This is a genomic window from Litoreibacter meonggei (assembly GCF_003663885.1).
Lineage (GTDB): Bacteria > Pseudomonadota > Alphaproteobacteria > Rhodobacterales > Rhodobacteraceae > Litoreibacter > Litoreibacter meonggei.
In genome coordinates this window covers 15,227-32,915 of sequence record NZ_RCCE01000012.1, presented here as the reverse complement: position 1 = coordinate 32,915, position 17,689 = coordinate 15,227, and the positions used below count along the sequence as shown (strand labels likewise).

Annotated in this window: 19 protein-coding genes and 1 tRNA gene; 4 read left to right on the top strand and 16 right to left on the bottom strand. The window is 59.3% G+C overall.

The window, feature by feature from the left end; genetic code table 11:
* Positions 1 to 213: 213 nt before the first annotated feature.
* The 7 genes from phoB to BCF46_RS19540 form a co-directional block, all read right to left on the bottom strand.
* Positions 214 to 897 carry a phosphate regulon transcriptional regulator PhoB gene (gene phoB, locus BCF46_RS19570; protein ID WP_121028457.1) on the bottom strand — a complete coding sequence of 228 codons (684 nt, stop codon included), beginning with the start codon at positions 895 to 897 and terminating at the stop codon, positions 214 to 216.
* 4 nt (positions 898 to 901) lie between these two features.
* Positions 902 to 1,621 (bottom strand): phosphate signaling complex protein PhoU, encoded by a 720-nt coding sequence (phoU, locus tag BCF46_RS19565; RefSeq protein WP_211332855.1) that lies wholly within the window; start codon positions 1,619 to 1,621, stop codon positions 902 to 904.
* Positions 1,622 to 1,632: 11 nt separating this feature from the next.
* Positions 1,633 to 2,436: a phosphate ABC transporter ATP-binding protein PstB gene (gene pstB, locus BCF46_RS19560; RefSeq protein WP_121028455.1), complete on the bottom strand. Its 804-nt coding sequence runs from the start codon at positions 2,434 to 2,436 to the stop codon at positions 1,633 to 1,635.
* A gap of 2 nt (positions 2,437 to 2,438) precedes the next feature.
* Positions 2,439 to 4,217, bottom strand: coding sequence for a phosphate ABC transporter permease PstA (pstA, locus tag BCF46_RS19555; protein WP_211332854.1), 1,779 nt, complete (start codon positions 4,215 to 4,217; stop codon positions 2,439 to 2,441).
* Positions 4,218 to 4,228: 11 nt separating this feature from the next.
* Positions 4,229 to 5,605, bottom strand: a complete 1,377-nt coding sequence (gene pstC, locus BCF46_RS19550) for a phosphate ABC transporter permease subunit PstC (RefSeq protein ID WP_121028453.1) — start codon at positions 5,603 to 5,605, stop codon at positions 4,229 to 4,231.
* 61 nt (positions 5,606 to 5,666) lie between these two features.
* The gene (locus BCF46_RS19545) at positions 5,667 to 6,647 is read right to left on the bottom strand and encodes a PstS family phosphate ABC transporter substrate-binding protein (protein ID WP_121028451.1); all 981 of its coding nucleotides are present in this window, start codon (positions 6,645 to 6,647) and stop codon (positions 5,667 to 5,669) included.
* A 140-nt stretch (positions 6,648 to 6,787) separates the two neighbouring features.
* The gene (locus BCF46_RS19540; protein WP_121028449.1) at positions 6,788 to 7,813 is read right to left on the bottom strand and encodes a sensor histidine kinase; all 1,026 of its coding nucleotides are present in this window, start codon (positions 7,811 to 7,813) and stop codon (positions 6,788 to 6,790) included.
* Between the two features lie 138 nt (positions 7,814 to 7,951).
* On the opposite strand from BCF46_RS19540, the gene BCF46_RS19535 reads away from it, so the two are divergent.
* Complete coding sequence (locus BCF46_RS19535; protein ID WP_147436031.1) at positions 7,952 to 8,353, top strand: hypothetical protein; 402 nt, start codon at positions 7,952 to 7,954, stop codon at positions 8,351 to 8,353.
* Here BCF46_RS19535 and BCF46_RS19530 read toward each other — a convergent pair.
* The 7 genes from BCF46_RS19530 to BCF46_RS19500 all read right to left on the bottom strand — a co-directional run bounded on the left by BCF46_RS19530 (position 8,350) and on the right by BCF46_RS19500 (position 14,051).
* On the bottom strand, positions 8,350 to 9,615 hold the full coding sequence (locus BCF46_RS19530) for a glutamate-5-semialdehyde dehydrogenase (protein WP_121028445.1): 1,266 nt from the start codon (positions 9,613 to 9,615) through the stop codon (positions 8,350 to 8,352). The genes BCF46_RS19535 and BCF46_RS19530 overlap by 4 nt on opposite strands.
* A 33-nt stretch (positions 9,616 to 9,648) precedes the next feature.
* The gene (proB, locus tag BCF46_RS19525; RefSeq protein WP_425454437.1) at positions 9,649 to 10,767 is read right to left on the bottom strand and encodes a glutamate 5-kinase; all 1,119 of its coding nucleotides are present in this window, start codon (positions 10,765 to 10,767) and stop codon (positions 9,649 to 9,651) included.
* Entirely contained in the window at positions 10,755 to 11,792 is a 1,038-nt protein-coding gene (gene obgE / locus BCF46_RS19520; protein ID WP_121028443.1) for a GTPase ObgE, read from the bottom strand. The genes proB and obgE overlap by 13 nt, the downstream gene beginning before the upstream one ends.
* A gap of 56 nt (positions 11,793 to 11,848) precedes the next feature.
* Complete coding sequence (locus BCF46_RS19515; protein WP_121028441.1) at positions 11,849 to 12,385, bottom strand: GNAT family N-acetyltransferase; 537 nt, start codon at positions 12,383 to 12,385, stop codon at positions 11,849 to 11,851.
* The gene (locus BCF46_RS19510; protein WP_121028439.1) at positions 12,385 to 12,984 is read right to left on the bottom strand and encodes a LysE family translocator; all 600 of its coding nucleotides are present in this window, start codon (positions 12,982 to 12,984) and stop codon (positions 12,385 to 12,387) included. The genes BCF46_RS19515 and BCF46_RS19510 overlap by 1 nt, the downstream gene beginning before the upstream one ends.
* Before the next feature lie 81 nt (positions 12,985 to 13,065).
* Positions 13,066 to 13,335, bottom strand: a complete 270-nt coding sequence (gene rpmA, locus BCF46_RS19505) for a 50S ribosomal protein L27 (protein WP_073141622.1) — start codon at positions 13,333 to 13,335, stop codon at positions 13,066 to 13,068.
* Between the two features lie 11 nt (positions 13,336 to 13,346).
* Positions 13,347 to 14,051: a 50S ribosomal protein L21 gene (locus tag BCF46_RS19500; protein WP_121028437.1), complete on the bottom strand. Its 705-nt coding sequence runs from the start codon at positions 14,049 to 14,051 to the stop codon at positions 13,347 to 13,349.
* Positions 14,052 to 14,192: 141 nt separating this feature from the next.
* On the opposite strand from BCF46_RS19500, the gene BCF46_RS19495 reads away from it, so the two are divergent.
* Positions 14,193 to 14,585 (top strand): hypothetical protein, encoded by a 393-nt coding sequence (locus tag BCF46_RS19495; protein ID WP_121028435.1) that lies wholly within the window; start codon positions 14,193 to 14,195, stop codon positions 14,583 to 14,585.
* On the opposite strand, the gene BCF46_RS19490 is transcribed toward BCF46_RS19495, so the two are convergent.
* A complete protein-coding gene (locus BCF46_RS19490) occupies positions 14,582 to 15,403 on the bottom strand; it encodes a DUF2059 domain-containing protein (protein WP_121028433.1) in 822 nt (273 codons plus the stop codon). The two genes, BCF46_RS19495 and BCF46_RS19490, sit on opposite strands and share 4 nt — an antisense overlap.
* Positions 15,404 to 15,583: 180 nt before the next feature.
* On the opposite strand from BCF46_RS19490, the gene BCF46_RS19485 reads away from it, so the two are divergent.
* Together BCF46_RS19485 and BCF46_RS19480 are read left to right on the top strand one after the other, a co-directional pair.
* Positions 15,584 to 15,673 (top strand) — tRNA-Ser (locus BCF46_RS19485).
* A 216-nt stretch (positions 15,674 to 15,889) separates the two neighbouring features.
* Positions 15,890 to 16,720 carry a bifunctional allantoicase/(S)-ureidoglycine aminohydrolase gene (locus BCF46_RS19480; protein ID WP_121028459.1) on the top strand — a complete coding sequence of 277 codons (831 nt, stop codon included), beginning with the start codon at positions 15,890 to 15,892 and terminating at the stop codon, positions 16,718 to 16,720.
* A gap of 24 nt (positions 16,721 to 16,744) precedes the next feature.
* On the opposite strand, the gene bhcR is transcribed toward BCF46_RS19480, so the two are convergent.
* Positions 16,745 to 17,590, bottom strand: a complete 846-nt coding sequence (gene bhcR, locus BCF46_RS19475; RefSeq protein WP_121028431.1) for an HTH-type transcriptional regulator BhcR — start codon at positions 17,588 to 17,590, stop codon at positions 16,745 to 16,747.
* Positions 17,591 to 17,689: the final 99 nt, after the last annotated feature.

Genomic DNA, 17,689 nt, shown 5'->3' with positions numbered 1-17,689 from the left:
TCCAAACTCAGGTGAGGGTAACAGCTTCCCATTTGTCATTCTCCATGCAAGGTTCTGTTTTGATACAGAATTTGCACTTCGTTTGTGAATCCACCGCTACACCCACAATTTACTTATAATCGTTATTATGTAACTTAATATCAGGTGTAGATTTACGAACGCTAAGGTTTCACCTATAAGAACTTGGATTCTAACGCTTCTACCGAAGCACAATTACCCCAAAGCATAGCCTGCTCCACGCACCGTACGAACCGGATCCGCACGCCCAGTTGAGCACAGGGCCTTACGCAACCGACCGACATGGACGTCCACAGTACGAGTATCCACATAGATATCTCTGCCCCAAACACGATCCAGAAGTTGCTCTCGCGACCAAACGCGACCCGGTCGCTCCATGAAGGTCGCCAGAAGCCGGAACTCCGTCGGACCAAGCTTCAGAGGCGCATCACCGCGGTATACGCGATGTTCCTCGACATCCATGACGACATCTTCGAACTCAAGTCGTTGACCCACTGCAGATGGCCGTGACCGACGCAGCTGCGTGCGGATACGCGCCAGCAGCTCTGCGACAGAATATGGTTTAACAACATAGTCATCCGCACCGGTCTCCAACCCGCGAACACGATCTGTTTCCTCGGATCGCGCAGATAACATAATCACCGGAATGTCTCTGGTTTCAGACTTTGCCTTGATCTGGCGGCATATCTCGATGCCCGACACGTTTGGCAACATCCAGTCCAGCACCACCACATCCGGCGCGTGTTCTTGTACCATCAACAGCGCCTCATCGCCGTTTTCGGCGGTTTCAACCAGATAACCCTCGGCGCGGATATTATACGCGAGGACCTCGCGCTGCGCCGGATCATCTTCAACAACAAGAACAACAGGTTGTGTCACCGTCTTAAACCTTACCTAGCGCGCTGTCCGTGGATGTCCGGTCTTGCTTTTCGCGATCCTCGTCGGGCATGTCACCGGTCACAAGGTAAACCACCTGTTCACATATCGAGGTCACATGATCGCCCATGCGTTCCACGTTTTTTGCTATAAAATGCAAGTGCATACAGGCCGTAATGTTGCGCGGGTCTTCCATCATGTGGGTCAGGAATTCACGAAACAACGCGTTATACATCTGATCCACCTCGCTGTCCCGCTGGCGGACATCCTCTGCCAGATCCACATCACGCTGGATATACGCATCCAGCGCGTCTTTCAGCATCACATTCACCAGTTGCGTCATCCGGCGCAGCGCGCCGCCTGTACCCGTTATGGCGGGCATCTCAGACAGCACCGAGGTGCGTTTGCCAAGGTTCTTGGCATAGTCGCCCATCCGTTCGAGGTTGCCGGAAATCTTGAGCACCGACAGCACCGTGCGCAAATCACCCGCAGTCGGCGCGCGCACGGCAATCACGCGGGCCACCTCGGACGCCACCTGTTCTTCCAGCGCATCAATCAGCTTGTCGTTGCGCCGGACTTGGTCGGCCAGCTCTGTGTCGCGCATTTCCAGCGCCCGTGCGGCGTCAGAGATCGCCGTCTCCACCAGTCCGCCCATCTGCATGATCAGCGCTAGCACCCCCTCAAGATCACGATCAAAGGCGGAGGCTATATGTTCCTGGTCCATCATATCCCTGCTCCCTACCCTATCCGTCCGGTGATGTAACTCTCGGTCCGGCTGTCTTCGGGGTTGGTGAAAATCTTATTCGTATCGCCATATTCTACGACGTTTCCCAAGTGGAAGAACGCAGTTTTCTGGCTGACCCGCGCGGCTTGTTGCATCGAGTGGGTTACGATCACAACGGTATAGTTCTGCCGCAAGTCGTCGATCAACTCCTCAACCTGCGCCGTGGCGATGGGGTCAAGGGCCGAACATGGCTCGTCCATCAGCAGCACCTCCGGCGCCGTGGCGATGGCGCGACCGATGCACAGGCGCTGCTGCTGGCCGCCGGACAGGCCGGTGCCGGGTTGGTGCAGGCGGTCCTTCACCTCGTCCCAGATCGCCGCGCGGCGCAGGGATTGTTCAACGATTTCATCCAGTTCCGCCTTGTTCTTCGCCAAGCCGTGGATGGTCGGACCGTAAGCGACGTTGTCATAGATCGACTTCGGGAACGGGTTGGGCTTCTGGAACACCATACCAACGCGGGCGCGCAGTTGCACGGGATCGACCGATTTGGCGTAGATGTCCTGCCCTTCAAGCAGGATATCCCCCGTCACGCGGCAGATGTCGATGGTGTCGTTCATCCGGTTGATGCAGCGCAGGAAGGTGGATTTGCCACATCCCGACGGGCCGATAAAAGCAGTCACAGCCTTGTTTTCGATCTCAAGGTCGACGTTCTTGATCGCATGGGTATCGCCGTAGAACACGTCCACGCCTTGGGCGCTGATCTTGATCTCTTTGGACATGGTCGGCTCCGTCAAAAGGGTCTGGGTTGTATCGAGCATCTTTACCACCGTCTTTCAAATCGTTTGCGCAGGATCACGGCGATGGCGTTCATCACCACAAGGAAGAAAAGCAGCACGCAGATCGCCGCGGATGTGCGGGCCTCGAACGCGCGCTCGGGGAAGTCGGACCAGCGGAACACCTGCACTGGCAGCACCGACGCGCTGTCGGTGATGGAGCCGGGGATGTCCACGATGAAGGCCACCATACCGATCATGATCAGCGGCGCGGTTTCACCCAGAGCCTGCGCCATGCCGATGATGGTGCCGGTCAGGATGCCGGGCATGGCCAGTGGTAGCACGTGGTGGAAGGTGCATTGCAACGGTGAAGCGCCAAGACCCACGGCAGCGTCACGGATCGACGGTGGCACCGCCCGGATGGCGGCGCGCGCAGCGATGATGATCGTGGGCAGCGTCATCAGCGCCAGCACGATCCCACCCGCCAAGGGCGCGGAGCGTGGAACGCCGAAGACGCCGAGAAACACCGACAGGCCCAGCAGGCCGAACACGATGGACGGCACGGCCGCGAGGTTGTTAATATTGACCTCCACGAAGTCGGTCAGCTTGTTCTTGGGGGCAAATTCCTCAAGGTAGATCGCCGCCAGAACGCCCGTGGGGAAAGCCAGCAGGAAGGTCACCAGCATCGTCCAGAACGACCCTGCAACCGCGCCCCAGATGCCCGCCAGCTCCGGCTCACGGCTGTCACCTGCGGTGAAGAAGCGGGTGTTGAACACCACGTCCACCCTGCCCTGCGCATTTAACTGCTCGATCCAGATGATCTGGTTATCAGACACTTTACGCGAGGCTTCGGGCAGGTCGGTGGTGTAGAGGCCCCAGGAGTTCGTAGCATCCACCGCGCGCTCCATCGGCGCGACGGCTTCGGCCAGACCGCCGTTCGGCGTGATGCGGGTCATCTTGAGCCAGCCACCGGCGACGTTGATCAGCACGGAGCGGTTGTTTTCGTCCAGCACTTCGTCACCGCCTTGTGCCGCTGCACGGGCTTCCAACTCGTCCGCCTGTGCCAGCTGCGCGTCGCGGGCGGCGGCGCGGGATTCGGCCAGCTTTTCATTCTTTTCACGTTCCTCGGCAGTCTCTGCCATCTCGGCGCGGCGGGTAAATTCGACCACGCCATTGTCCTGCAACCGGGCCTGACCGCGCAGCTTGGCGGCCTCGACGGTCAGGCCCTCTTTCACGCGGTCCAGTGCTTTGGAAAAGTCATCGGCGGTGGAGGACACAAGGTAAGCGCCATCCTGTTCGGTCAGGGTCAGGTTGCCCTCGACGGGCTTGGATACGAGGTCTCCGAACGCGCCTTTCAGATACAGGTCAGCCACGTCCGACGCGAGAAGCGGGTAGTCGATGGTCTGGCCCAGCAGCGACGGGTCGGCGGCGACCTTGTCGGCCAGCTCGAACGCGGCACCGGACGAGGTCAGGTCATACAGCTCGCGCCGCGTGGTGCGGCCCTTGGCGTTTGGAAACTGCTCTTTCAGCATATCCTTGGTCAGGCCCGAGAAGTCCGCGCGCCGGATGATTGCGGGATCGCCGGTGCCGTCCGGGTCGATCTCTGACGCCTCCAAGGTGATCGGCATCGTCAGGTAGGTCTCGGTCAAAGCCCCGCCCGCCTTGGTGAAGACCGAGCCAAGCAGCGCAATCAACGCCGCCGCCGCCAGTGAAAGCGCGATGATGCCGTAAGCTTTCAGCCGCGTCTCGGCGGCGCGGCGCTTGCGAACCCGCTTGGTCGAGGCGGCATCCCCGTGACGCGCGCTGAGTGTTGTCATATCAACCATTGAGCCAGCCCCTAGTCATAAAGTTCACGGTATTTGCGCACCACACGCTGTGCCGCGATGTTCATCAGCAAGGTCACGCAGAACAGCGTGAAGCCCAAGGTGAAGGCGGGGCCCGCGGCGGTCGAGGCTTCCGTGTCGCCGGTGATCAGCATGACGATTTGTACGGTCACGGTCGTCACGGCCTCCAGCGGGTTGGCGGTCAGGTTCGCCCCCTGCCCTGCGGCCATCACCACAATCATCGTCTCGCCCACCGCGCGGGACACGCCCAGCAAGACGGCGGACACGATGCCGGGCAACGCGGCGGGCAACACGACTTGACGGATGGTTTCCGCCTTGGTTGCGCCCAACCCGTAGGAGCCGTCGCGCAAGCTCTGCGGCACGGCGTTGATGACGTCATCGCTCAGCGAGGAGATGAAGGGGATGATCATGATCCCCATGACGATTCCCGCCGCCAAGGCGCTCTCGGAGGCGATGGTCAGCCCGATCGCCTCGCCCGAGTTGCGAATGAAGGGTGCCAGCGTGATCGCCGCGAAGAAGCCGTAGACGACAGTGGGAATACCGGCCAGCAGTTCCAGCATCGGTTTCGCCCACGCACGGACGCGGTGGCTGGCAAAATCCGACAGGTATACTGCGGAAAACAGCCCCACAGGAACAGCGACCAGCATGGCGATAACGGTAATCATCAAGGTGCCTGCGAACAGCGGCACAGCACCAACCTTGTCAGGGTCCAGCTTGCCTGCTTGCACGCCGGACAGCGGAGACCATGTGGTGCCGAACAGGAACTTGTGAACCTGCCAGTCGATATTGTTGAAGAAGTTGATCGTCTCGAAGATCAGCGACAGCACGATGCCCACGGTGGTCAGTACCGCAATGGCAGCGGTCAGCATCAGGATGCGGCGGATGATGGTCTCGGACCGATTGCGCGCGCGCCAGTCCGGAGAAATCTTGCCAAGCGCCCATAGCCCCGCGACGAGTGCCGCGACTAGCGAAACGACGACGGTGCCCCAATGATGCAGCGCACCTTGGCGCCCGACTTGCTGTGCGATATCCAAACGCAGTGGATCGGATTTTGAGGCGATGCCACCGGAGGCCAGTGCACGGGCGTCGGACAGAACCAACTCGGCCTCGATCGGGGACATGTCAGGTTGAGCGGACAGGATCGCGGCCAGCAGATGCGTCTCGATCCACACAGCGCCCATCGTTCCCAGCAGCAGCAACACTGCGATGCCGCAGATCGCGGAGAGCAGAAGCGCGAGAATGCCGTGGAAGTTCGGGCGCGAATGTAAAAGACGCACGTCCCCGCGCACCACAGCGACCGCCCGGCTGCGCCCGATGACGAAAAACGCCAGCGCCAGCGCGAGGATCGCAAAGAAGGTGAGTGTCAGCATCCGTTCCCCCGAAGGACTGGCGCAGGGACCGCGACATGCAGTCCCTGCCCTGAGTTTGCGGCTAGTTCCACTCGTTGCCCGTCATCGGGGTCAGCGATTTGACATTGCCCGAGACGGTCCCGAACGCGTCTTCGGGCAGCGGGATCAGGCCCTTGTCGACCAGATAACCCTCTTCACCGGCAGCCGCGTCGGACATGAACTCGTCCGCGAACTCTTGCAGGCCGGGGATCACACCCACATGCGCGTTCTTGATGTAGAAGTAGAGCGAGCGGGACACCGGATAGGCGCCATCTGCGATGTTGTCGAAGCTCGGCTCGACCCCGTCCACGCTGGCGCCTTGCAGCACGTCCGAGTTCTGGTCGAGGAACGAGAAGCCGAACACGCCGACCGCGTTGGGGTTGGCTTCCAGCTTGGAGACGATCAGGTTGTCGTTCTCGCCCGCCTCGATATAGACCCCATCTTCGCGGATGGTGATGCCTTCACATGCGATGCCTGCACCTTCGCAGCCTTCGTGCATGACCAGTTCCTCAAACGCGTCGCGGGTGCCGGAGGATGGGGGCGGGCCAAGCACCTCAATCTTGATGGCGGGCAGCGACGGATCAACATCGGACCACATTTCCGGCAGCGGGCCTTGGGCCGCCAACGCGGTGACCAGTTGTTCGCGGGTGACGTTCAGCACGGGGCCACCCTTGGCGTTGGCGATGACGATGCCGTCATAGCCGATGATGGCTTCGGTTACTTCGGTTACGCCGTTATCAGCGCAAAGCTTGAATTCTTTCGCCTTCATGCGGCGCGATGCGTTGGTGATGTCGGGATGCTCGGTGCCGACGCCTGCGCAAAACAGCTTCAGACCGCCGCCGGAGCCTGTAGATTCGACCACGGGTGTCTGGAAATCGGTCGACCGGCCGAATTGTTCGGCAACGGCGGTGGAGAACGGGAATACGGTGGACGAGCCGACGACGCGGATCTGGTCACGGGCATCGGCAGCGCTTGCAGCTGCGGCGAGGATTGCGGCGGAGGCCACGGTTTTGACGAACGACATAAGGTCACTCCTTTGGTGTCATGTGCGCGCCCCCACCCCCTTGGTGGCAGCGCATGACCGCAGTCTAAAGACGCCGTGCTGACCTTTTGTGAAGCTTTGGTAACAGTTTCATGACAATGGGCAGCCGTTCCGAAAATTTGTCACTCCGCACGCGGGAAAAACACCGAGAAACAGCTTCCAACAGCTTGTTTTGACGTGATTTTCAACCGACCCCGATGTCTGGAGACGATATGTTTGGCAATCGCCAAGCCTAGGCCTGTTCCGCCCTGATCGCGGCTTCTGTGGTCGTCAACACGGTAAAAGCGTTCGGTCAGGCGGGGCAAATGTATCGCATCGATTCCCTCGCCCTCATCGCGAATGTCGACCCGCACCGCTGGTTGACGCAAAGCTTGATCCCGATCCAGATTTTCAACGACGATATGGATGGTTTTGCCTGTGCCACCATATTTGATCGCATTCTCGATCAGGTTCAAAAACAGCTGGGTCAGTTGATCACGGTCTCCGAGGATCGGAAAGCTGTCCCTCAAAGCGTCCGCTGAAACGGTCACCGAGGCGTCTGACAGCTTACCTTCCAGCGTCGCGACCACCGAACGCAGCACCGCCGCCAAATCCACCTGATCGCGCGGGCGGATACGTTCATCCACCTCAACACGGGCAAGTGACAGCAAGTCGGAGACCATCCGGTTCATCCGCTGCGCTTCGCGGTCCATGATGGTTAAAAAACGGTCATGGGCCTCAACGTCCCCGCGCGCAGGGCCCCGCAGGGTTTCGATAAACCCCATGAGGCTGGTCAGCGGCGTACGCAGCTCGTGGCTGATATTGGCGACGAAATCACGGCGCATCATCTCGCTGTCTTCTTGCTGCGTTTGGTCTTCGAAACTCAGCATCGCACCGCCATCCGGCAACGGGGTCGCGCGGCAGATATAGGTGTTTTCGCCCGACAGGCCGGACAGCAGAAACCGCGCTTGTCCCACTTGCGCAGCAGTCAGGCACGCGTCGATCACCGCCAGCACAGGCGCTTGCCGCAAAAGCGACACGGCGCTCACACCCCCCAGATCACGGTTGAACATCTCCGACGCGGCCGCGTTTGCCAGCCCGATCCGGCTGTCATTACCAATCAGAATCACCGGCATCGGGATGCCTTCGAGAACTGCTTCGAGTGTCATTCTGGCCTCATGATCACGCCGCTCTTGCTACATCTACCCATGCCACGAGGACAGGGAAACCTGTCTTGTGCGGTTTGGCGACGCTGATAGCGTAGCGAGGTGACGTGTAGCGTGCAAAACCACCCGGGAGGACGCATATTGAACAGCAGACTTTCGCAACCGGCTTGCCAGATATCCCCGAACAGGCATCCCAAATACCCGCCTGTGATACTTGTCTTGGGGTTGACCCATGTTGATCTGATCCGTCTGCCATCCGGCACGATGCCACCGAACGCATTGGTGCATTTTGCGCCAGTCGGCGCGTTGGATGGCGAAGTCCTGGCCGAGTTGAAACCGTCGACAATCATCTCGGGATTGGTGTCACGCGGCTCTGACGCTGTTGAGCTTGCGGAACGATTGGCGGACCTGAAATACGAGGGCCAGTATCAGGTGCTGGCGACCGCCCTGCCCCGATCCGACATTGTTAAGTCCGAGATTTCAAGTGTTGCACCCGACATTGATGTGCAGCTGCTCGAAACCCCAGTGCAGCCCGGCGCTTAGCTGCGCACAGTTCCGTCACCGGTGACGATGTACTTGAACGAGGTCAGCTGCTCTGCCCCGACAGGGCCGCGCGCGTGCATTTTGCCCGTCGCAATGCCAATCTCCGCACCCATCCCGAACTCCCCGCCATCGGCGAACTGGGTTGAGGCATTGTGCATCAGGATCGCGCTATCGAGGCGCGCGAGAAACAGATCAGCGGTCGCCTGATCCTCGGTCATGATGCAGTCGGTGTGGTTGGAGCCGTATTGCCGGATATGATCCATCGCCTCTTCGACGCTGCCCACTGTTTTGGCGGCGATCTCCATGTCGAGGAATTCGCTGCCCCAGTGTTCGGGGTTTGCGGGGCTGGTGCCGTCGATCTTCGCCAGCTTCATATCGGCATCCACCGTCACACCCTTGTCGAGCAACGCACGGATGACGCCTTGCCCGATCGTGGCGACCACATCTTCGTGGATCAACAAACACTCCGCCGCGCCGCAAATTCCGGTGCGGCGTGTCTTGGCGTTCAGCACCACGTTCAGCGTCTTCACGGGGTCTGCCGCCTTGTCGATATAGATGTGAACGATACCTTCGAGATGGGCGAAAACCGGAACGCGGGCTTCGCGTTGCACGAGGCCGACCAGCCCCTTGCCACCACGCGGAACGATCACGTCGATATAGTCGGTCATCGTCAACATTTCCGACACCGCCGCGCGGTCGCGGGTTGGCACAAGCTGGATTGCGGCCTCGGGCAGCCCTGCATCTTTCAGGCCCTGCACCAGACAGGCGTGAATGGCACCGGAGGAATGAAAGCTCTCCGAACCACCGCGCAGGATCACTGCGTTGCCGGCCTTCAGGCACAGCGCGCCGGCATCGGCCGTCACGTTAGGACGGCTTTCATAAATTACGCCGATGACACCCAAAGGCGTGCGCACCCGCTTGATGTGCAAACCAGACGCCATATCCCATTCGGTAATCACCTCGCCCACCGGATCCTTTTGATCGGCCACCGCGCGCAGCCCGTCTTGCATCGCGCGAATGCGGTCCTCGTCCAGCATCAAGCGGTCCATCATCGCGGGTGACAGGCCCTTTTCGCGGCCATAGTCGAGATCCAGCTTGTTGGCGGCGATGATCTTGTCGCGGTTGGCCCAAACGGCATCGGCGGCACTGATCAAGGCGGCATGCTTGCGCTCGGCGCTGGCAAAAGACAACTCGGCAGCCGCAATACGGGCATTTTGGCCAATCTCGGCCATCAATGTGGGGATGTTCGCGTTTTGGGTCATGGGGTGGGACCTTCGGGGAAATTTCGAGTGCGGTTAGAGCACCATATCATCGCGGTGCACAAGGGCGGCGCGACCGGGGTAGCCAAGCAGGTCGGCAATTTCGGAGGACTGATGGCCCTTGAGAAGCTCTGCCTCTTCAGCAGTATAGCGCGACAGGCCGACGCCGATATTGGTGCCGTCCGGTCGTTGCAGCGATACCGGATCACCGCGGTCGAACTGGCCCGAAACCTGCGTAACCCCTGCTGGTAGCAGGGATTTTCCGCGCCCAAGGGCTGCGACGGCACCATCATCCAGTATCAGCGCGCCTTGCGGTTTCATCGCGGATATCCAGCGCTTTCGGGCAAGTTGCGGATCGGTTTGCGGGACAAACCAGCTGGCATTGGCCCCGTTCTCCAACGCATCCAGCGGTGTCATGATGGAGCCTTCGGTGATCACCAGCGCAGCCCCGCCAGCCATTGCGGTTTTCGCCGCCATGACCTTGGTTTTCATTCCGCCTTTGGACAAGCCGGACCCTGCGTCCCCTGCCATGGCTTCGATCTCGGGGGTGATGTCGGTGATCACCTCCAACCGCGTGGCGGTCGCATCCTCGTTGGGGTTGGCGGTGTAAAGCCCGTCCACATCGGACAGCAAAACCACCAGATCGGCCCCGACGGTCACCGCTACCTGTGCGGCCAAGCGGTCATTGTCGCCATAGCGGATTTCATCCGTGGCGATGGTGTCATTCTCGTTCACGATAGGCACGACGCCCATGCTCAGAAGCTGCTCCAGCGTCGCGCGGGAATTGAGGTAGCGGCGGCGGTCGCGGCTGTCTTCCAACGTGACCAAAACTTGCGCCGTGGTAATCTCGTGCGGCGCGAGCGCCTCTTCATAGGCGCGGGCCAAGCGGATTTGCCCGACGGCAGCGGATGCCTGCGATTGTTCCAGCGGCAACGGCCCCGCCCCAAGCGCCAGCACCGTGCGCCCAAGCGCGATGGAGCCGGATGACACCAGAACCACGTCCTGCCCACGCCGTTTCAGGCGTAACACGTCTTGTGCAAGGCCAAGAAGCCAGTCTTCGCGAAGCGCGCCTGTGTCGCGGTCCACCAACAAGGCGGAGCCGATCTTGATGACGACCCGCTTTGCGTTGCGCAGATCTGTCGCTATGGGCGCCATGGCTCAGGCTCCTCGCTGGCTTTGGCGATGCGCAGACGATCCTCCTGAATCTCGGCGCGCACCGCGCGCAGCACCTCGGTTAGACCTTCGCCGGAAACGCCGGACATCATCATCACCGGACCACCGCACGCAGCTTCCAGCTCGGCCTTCTTTTCTGCCCGCTCGTCATCATCCAGCGCGTCAATCTTGTTCAACGCAGTCACGCGCGGCTTGTCCGCCAGCTCGCCGCCGTAAGCTTCGAGCTCTGTGATAATCGTTTGGTAATCTTCCGCCACCGTGTCCGAGCTGCCATCGACCAGATGCAACAGCACCGCACACCGTTCCACATGGCCCAAGAAGCGGTCGCCGATGCCTTTGCCCTCGGAGGCGCCAGCAATCAGGCCCGGAATATCGGCCATGACGAATTCGGCGTTGTCTACGCCAACCACGCCCAGATTGGGGTGCAGTGTGGTGAACGGGTAGTCGGCAATTTTGGGACGCGCATTGGATGTCGCGGCTAGGAAGGTGGATTTACCCGCATTCGGCAGGCCCAACAGGCCGGAATCCGCGATCAGCTTCAGGCGCAGCCACAAGGTCCGCTCCACCCCCGGCTGGCCCGGATTGGCGCGGCGTGGTGCTTGGTTGGTGGCCGACTTGAAGTGCAGGTTGCCCCAACCACCATTGCCGCCCTGCGCCAGCACGACGCGCTGGCCCACTTCGGTCACATCCGCGATGACGGTTTCTTCGTCCTCGTCAAGGATTTCGGTGCCTACGGGTACGCGCAGGATAATGTCCTCTCCGCTTTTGCCGGTGCGTTGCTGGCCCATGCCGCCTTGGCCGGACTTGGCGAAGAAATGCTGCTGATAGCGGAAGTCGATCAGGGTGTTCAGCCCATCCACCGCTTCGGCGATTACATCGCCACCCTTGCCGCCGTCGCCGCCATCGGGGCCGCCATATTCGATATATTTCTCGCGCCGGAAGCTGATGCTACCGCCCCCGCCGCCGCCAGAGCGGACATATACCTTTGTGAGGTCGAGAAATTTCATAGTCTTTGGCCTTTTCTAGCGGGGTCGCGCAGCCTTACCGCACCCGTCCGCAACGCTCAATCCAGCTTCTTGATATAGGTCCAGGTTGGCACAGTGGTGTCCCGCGCAACCGAGAAGGTCTCGGCATCGCCGATATATTCGAACCCCGCATTGGTCAGAACCCGCGCCGAGGCCGGATTGTCTTGGAACACAGACCCGAACAGCGTGCGGCAGGCCTGTGGGTTCGCCGCGACCAGCGCCTCGACCGCCTTGGAGGCCAGACCGTTGTTCCACAGCTGAGGTGCCACCCAATAACCGATCTCCGACTGCTCACGGTCCATCCGGTTCAACCCGATCAAACCCAACACCTGAGAGCCGTCATCTGACGGATCAATAACCCACACGTCTTCTGCGCGGCCCTCGGCAAGCGAGCGCTTGATGAACCCTTCGGTCGTGCCGGGGGGCAGCGGGTGCGGGATCGACGATGTCCCCTTGGCAATCCGCTCATCCGCCGCGTAGAGGCCGATCTGGCCCGTATCGGATTGGGTCACAGGCCGTAGCACAAAACCATCAGCCTCAATTATCGGCTGGGTATAGGTTCCCTCAAAACTCATTATTTGCCTCCCGCAAATAGAACAAACAGAACGCTGGCAACGGTCAAAGCCGCGAGCGTCCACATCAAGTATCTTTCAGCGGGCGTTCCAGCCAAGCTGCGCGCAATGCGCTCCCCTCCATAAGTCCAAATTGGGTGCAAAATGAGTTGCACTCCTAGCAATATCAGGGCGATTGTAACGGTCGCCTCAAGACTTGGTGTCCCGGGCTCCGTAAACGCCGTGAAACCCGCCGTGATCATCGCCCAGGCTTTGGGGTTCAGCGGATGAATGATCAGCCCAGCCGCAAAACCGGGGGCTTTAGCCTCTATATTGGTACTCAAACGCAGATTTGCGACCCGCCACGCCAACCAAATGATGTAGGCCGCTGATATCCACTTTAAGGACTGGAATACCCAAGGCGCAGTTTCAGCCAACTGCATAAGGCCAAATCCAATGGGCCAAATAACCAATTGCTTGCCAAACGCCACGCCCGCCACAAATGGCAAGGCACGACGCAAACCATAGCGCGCGCCTGTTGCCAACAGGGCCATGTTGGCTGGCCCCGGCGTGCCCACCTGAGAGGCGGCGAAAATGGCAAATGATGCGGCGGCGACACTCATGGTCAGCCCTAACGTAGCAAAAGAATAAGGGACCGGTCTTTCAACCGATCCCTCAAATTTTTCAAACCTTGTGGGTCTCGGTTACTCTGCGGCCTCCGCCATCGGGACGATAGAGACGAAGGTGCGGCCTTTCAGACCTTTGTGGAACTTCACGTTACCTTCGACTTTTGCGAAGATCGTGTGATCCTTGCCCATGCCGACGCCTTCGCCCGGCCACTTAACAGTGCCGCGTTGACGCACGATGATGTTGCCTGGAATGACCAGCTCGCCGCCATATTTTTTCACGCCAAGACGACGACCCGCTGAGTCGCGACCGTTCCGGGATGAACCACCTGCTTTTTTATGTGCCATTGTGCTTCTCCTTAACCTTTAGCGAGTTCTGCAGCCTGCTCGAGCCAGTTATCCCGGTCGATGCGGCCTTTGAAATTCAGTTTCTCGTCCATATCAGCAATGTCCTCTGGGGTCCATGCTGCGATCTGGGCGAAAGTAGTGACGTCAAGTCCGTGAAGTTTCTTCACGATAACCGGACCAACGCCGCTGATGCGTGTCAAATCATCTGCGCCTTCGGATTTCGCTGCGGCCTTCTTAGGGGCGGCGGCTTTCTTAGGTGCAGCTTCTTTTTTCGGAGCAGCGGCTTTTTCAGTTTTCGCTGCTGGCTTGGCAGCGGCTTTGGCTTTTTTCTTGGCCGGAGCAGCCGCTTCGATTGCAGCAACCGATACGCCAGCGCCATTGATGGCAGCTTTCACGCCGGACTTGTCTGCGCCTTTTTCAAGGATGTCCGTGATACGGAGCAGCGTCAGTTGCTGACGGTGGCCCTTGGTACGCTTCGAGGAGTGCTTACGACGACGCTTTACGAAGTTGATCGTTTTCACGCCTTTGATCTGGTCGATGACTTCGGCTTGAACGCCTGCGTCTTTGACCAACGGAGCACCTACAGTGCCCCCGACCATCAGAATTTCGTTGAATTGGATTTTGTCGCCAGCGGCGGCATCCAGTTTCTCGACACGCAGAACATCGCCTGAGGCGACTTTATACTGCTTGCCGCCGGTTTTTAGAACCGCGAACATATCGCATACCCTTTTATCTTCCGCGCCCTGTGGTCCCGCATTTCGCGGCGTTCATGAGCCCAGACGGGCCACCTCGGACAGCGCGCCCCCGGATCGGGACGTCATTGCAAAAATCCACGCATCATGCGCAGATGCGGGCTTATGTTGGAATTGCGCCCCTCTGTCAACAGGCTCTGGCCGAATATCCGCACCGCGATCGGCTTTATTGTCTTGGCCTCTGCGGGATGCAGTCCGAGCGCGCCGTCGCACCTGCCCAATCCGGTTCTTTTGCCTGCATATGCGGTGGGCAACGCCATTCACAATGCCAGTTACAACGCGCGCCGCGCGAAGGTCAAAACCTACGTGTCGCAGAATTTCAAAGCGCTGCATCAAGACATTCTGGGCGGCGACGGGTCAGCTCTCGAAATGGCCTATCAATTGGCGGGAGTTCCGGAAGCGAACCGCCCTGCCCTCACCCAAATGCTTGCGGCGGAGCCAAACCTGACGAAAGACCCCGAAGCGCTAACCGTTAGCCTTATGGTACACGGAGGTTAGGTGTCTTCACCGATCATGAACTCAGCGGTCGCGCGCCCCAACTCAAAGCTCTGCTGCTCGAACATCTTGTCAAAGCCTGCGAACAGAACAGTGTTCAAGCGCTGCCCCGCCGGAGTTTTCGAGATGTCGATATAGCGCTGCAACTCGGCTTTGGTCAGCCCGCTATAGGCCACCGACGAGAAGTTGATCGTCCACTCCTCCATCTCCTGACGGATTTCCGGCTCCTGCTCCCAGACCGAGTTCAGCATAAAGCTCTCAGACAAGCCTTCCGCGTAGCTCTCGCTGGTTGCCATACCGCGGTAGAATGCCAAATTTGAGTTCAGCGCCCCCGCGACATTGCTTTCCACCAGATCATTCACTTTGATGAATTCTTGATACATCAGATACAGCGCCGGATCTTCTTTACGGATTTCTGCCACCTTCGCGGCGGCGGCGTCTTCTCCGCCATCACTGTTCAGCGCTTTCCGCGCGTCGATTTCCACTTGGACAATACGCGCTCCAAGGTCGGTCTCGAAAAACGCCAACGCATCCTCCGATGCGGCGACATCCTTGATCGTTTCCATCCCTTCAAGAAACGCGCGCTTCGCTTTCTCCGGGTCATAAATGCGCTCCAGCCGCGCGACCCATGCCGGAGACGGACTCACCCCGTCAGAGCCAGACATATCCTGCCCCGCCACCACACCTTCATCGCGCAACACATCGAAGACGGTGTCCATGTCCAGCGCAGTCAAATATCTATCCAGTAATGACGTGCTTTGCGCCGTGACAGCCAAAGCCGAAATCATCAACGCGGTGAAAGTAGCAGTCAGGAGGCGCATTTCTTTTCCTTTTGGAGCGATTTGGGCTGAGGATAAGCCTCCACCCCCTGCGCTACAATGGCCCTATCAATGAATTTGTCGCGACCAGCGACGACTTGCGCGTAAAACCTAACGGATGGGCTTGCGGCGAACCAAGTTGCCCGCTAAACCCCGCCCACCTGATCACAAGTCAGCCTTTGCGGAGAGGTGCCGGAGTGGTCGAACGGGACGGTTTCGAAAACCGTTGAGCTCGAGAGGGTTCCCAGGGTTCGAATCCCTGTCTCTCCGCCATATATCCTAACTCAAGCGATCCACATCGAGGCAGCGCCCACGACGGGTCGCGTTATGCCCGTCTGTGCAAGCCATATGACATGTCACGTAGTTCAATTTCCCGCAAATCGGCGACGATTATAAAGAAATCCCAGAAAGTCCTATTTCAACAAGGTCATGGTTGTCTGTTGGTAGCTCACTCATAGTACAGGAAAATCCACATCAGTAAGGATGACCATGTCTGCTAAATATTACGCACCCACTGGCGGCCACCCCGGCCAAGAGCAGTTATTGACCGACCGCGCGGTCTTTACCGATGCCTACGCTGTAATCCCAAAGGGTACGATGCGTGACATTGTGACGTCCTTCCTTCCGTTTTGGGACAATACGCGCCTTTGGGTGCTATCGCGTCCGCTCAGCGGCTTTGCGGAAACCTTTTCGCAATACATCATGGAAGTTGCCCCCGGCGGCGGGTCCGACCGCCCGGAAATCGACCCTGTGGCACAGGGCGTTCTGTTCATCGTGGAAGGCACCGCCACGCTAACCGTCGACGGGACAGAGCATCAGCTCACCCCCGGCGGCTACGCCTATCTGCCGCCCGCAACAAACTGGACCCTGCGCAACAACGGGACGGACATGCTGCGGTTCCACTGGGTCCGCAAAGCCTATGACAAGATCGACGGGCTAGACGCCCCTGACGTTGTGATCACCAATGAAAACGACGTAGCACCCAATGTCATGCCAGACACCAACGGCGCATGGGCTACGACTCGTTTCGTTGACCCCAACGATCTGCGCCACGACATGCACGTCACCATCGTTACCTTGCAGCCCGGCGGCGTGATCCCGTTCCTTGAAACCCACGTGATGGAACACGGGCTATATGTTCTGGAAGGCAAGGCCGCGTACCGCCTGAACCAAGACTGGGTCGAGGTCGAGGCCGGTGACTATATGTGGCTGCGCGCGTTCTGCCCGCAGGCTTGCTATGCTGGTGGCCCCGGTCCGTTCCGTTATCTGCTGTATAAAGACGTGAACCGCCACATGCCGCTGCGTCCTTCAAGCATCTAATCGCACCCTGCTCCGGTCCGCCTCTCAGCGCGCTGCCGGAGCAACGCCACCAATTGCCGCTGACAACTCGCGCGCAGCGCTCAGCACGGACGTGCTCAGATTGGCAATCTCCTCCGTCCCGACCCGCGACGTTGGGCCGGACACCGAAATACCCGCAATCGCCTCCCCGTGAATGTCGAACACAGGCGCCGCGATGCAGCGCATCCCCACATTCCGCTCCTCGCCATCAATGGAATAGCCGCGCTGTCGGGTCAACTCTAGGTCGGCTTTCAAAGCATCCGGCTGTGTCAGCGTAAACTCGGTAAAGCTCTCAAGCGGCATGTCCGTCAGGAACTTGTCGACGCGAGCGTCCTCCATCTGCGACAGCAGCGCTTTGCCAATTCCGGAGGCATGAAGCCGCGACAATGTGCCGGGCGGGAAAAAAGCGCGGATGCTGGCATGGGTTTCAACTTGGCTGACAAACAGGACATGACCGTTTTGCTCGATGCCAAGATTGGCGGTCTCTCCGGTTTGCTCCATCAGCGTGCGCAAGATCGGGCGCGCCCGATCAACGAGGGTGGTGCGGCGCAGGAAGCGCGAACCGATGATGAAAGCTCTAGGCCCGACATGCCAGACTTGATCAATCTGATCGAACTCAACCAGTCCCCTGCCCTCCAACGTCACCAAAATCCGGTACACAGTTGCGGGAGACTGGCTTAAGTCATTCGCCAGCATCGTCAGGGTTTTGCCCTGCGCTTCGCTCAGAAATTCGAAAACCTCCATGGCGCGGTCAAGCGACTTGATCGTGTTCTGAGCGCTTTTGTCATCCCAGTCCCGTGGCCGTCCGCGCGCCTTGCGGTGACTGATTCCGGCATTGTTTTGCGATTCCATAAGATGCATCCTATTTTATGTGAAAAGCGAATTCAGTACATGAAAAATACAACATGCTGACAATGCTAGACTATTTACCATAATGTAAAAATAAAAAAC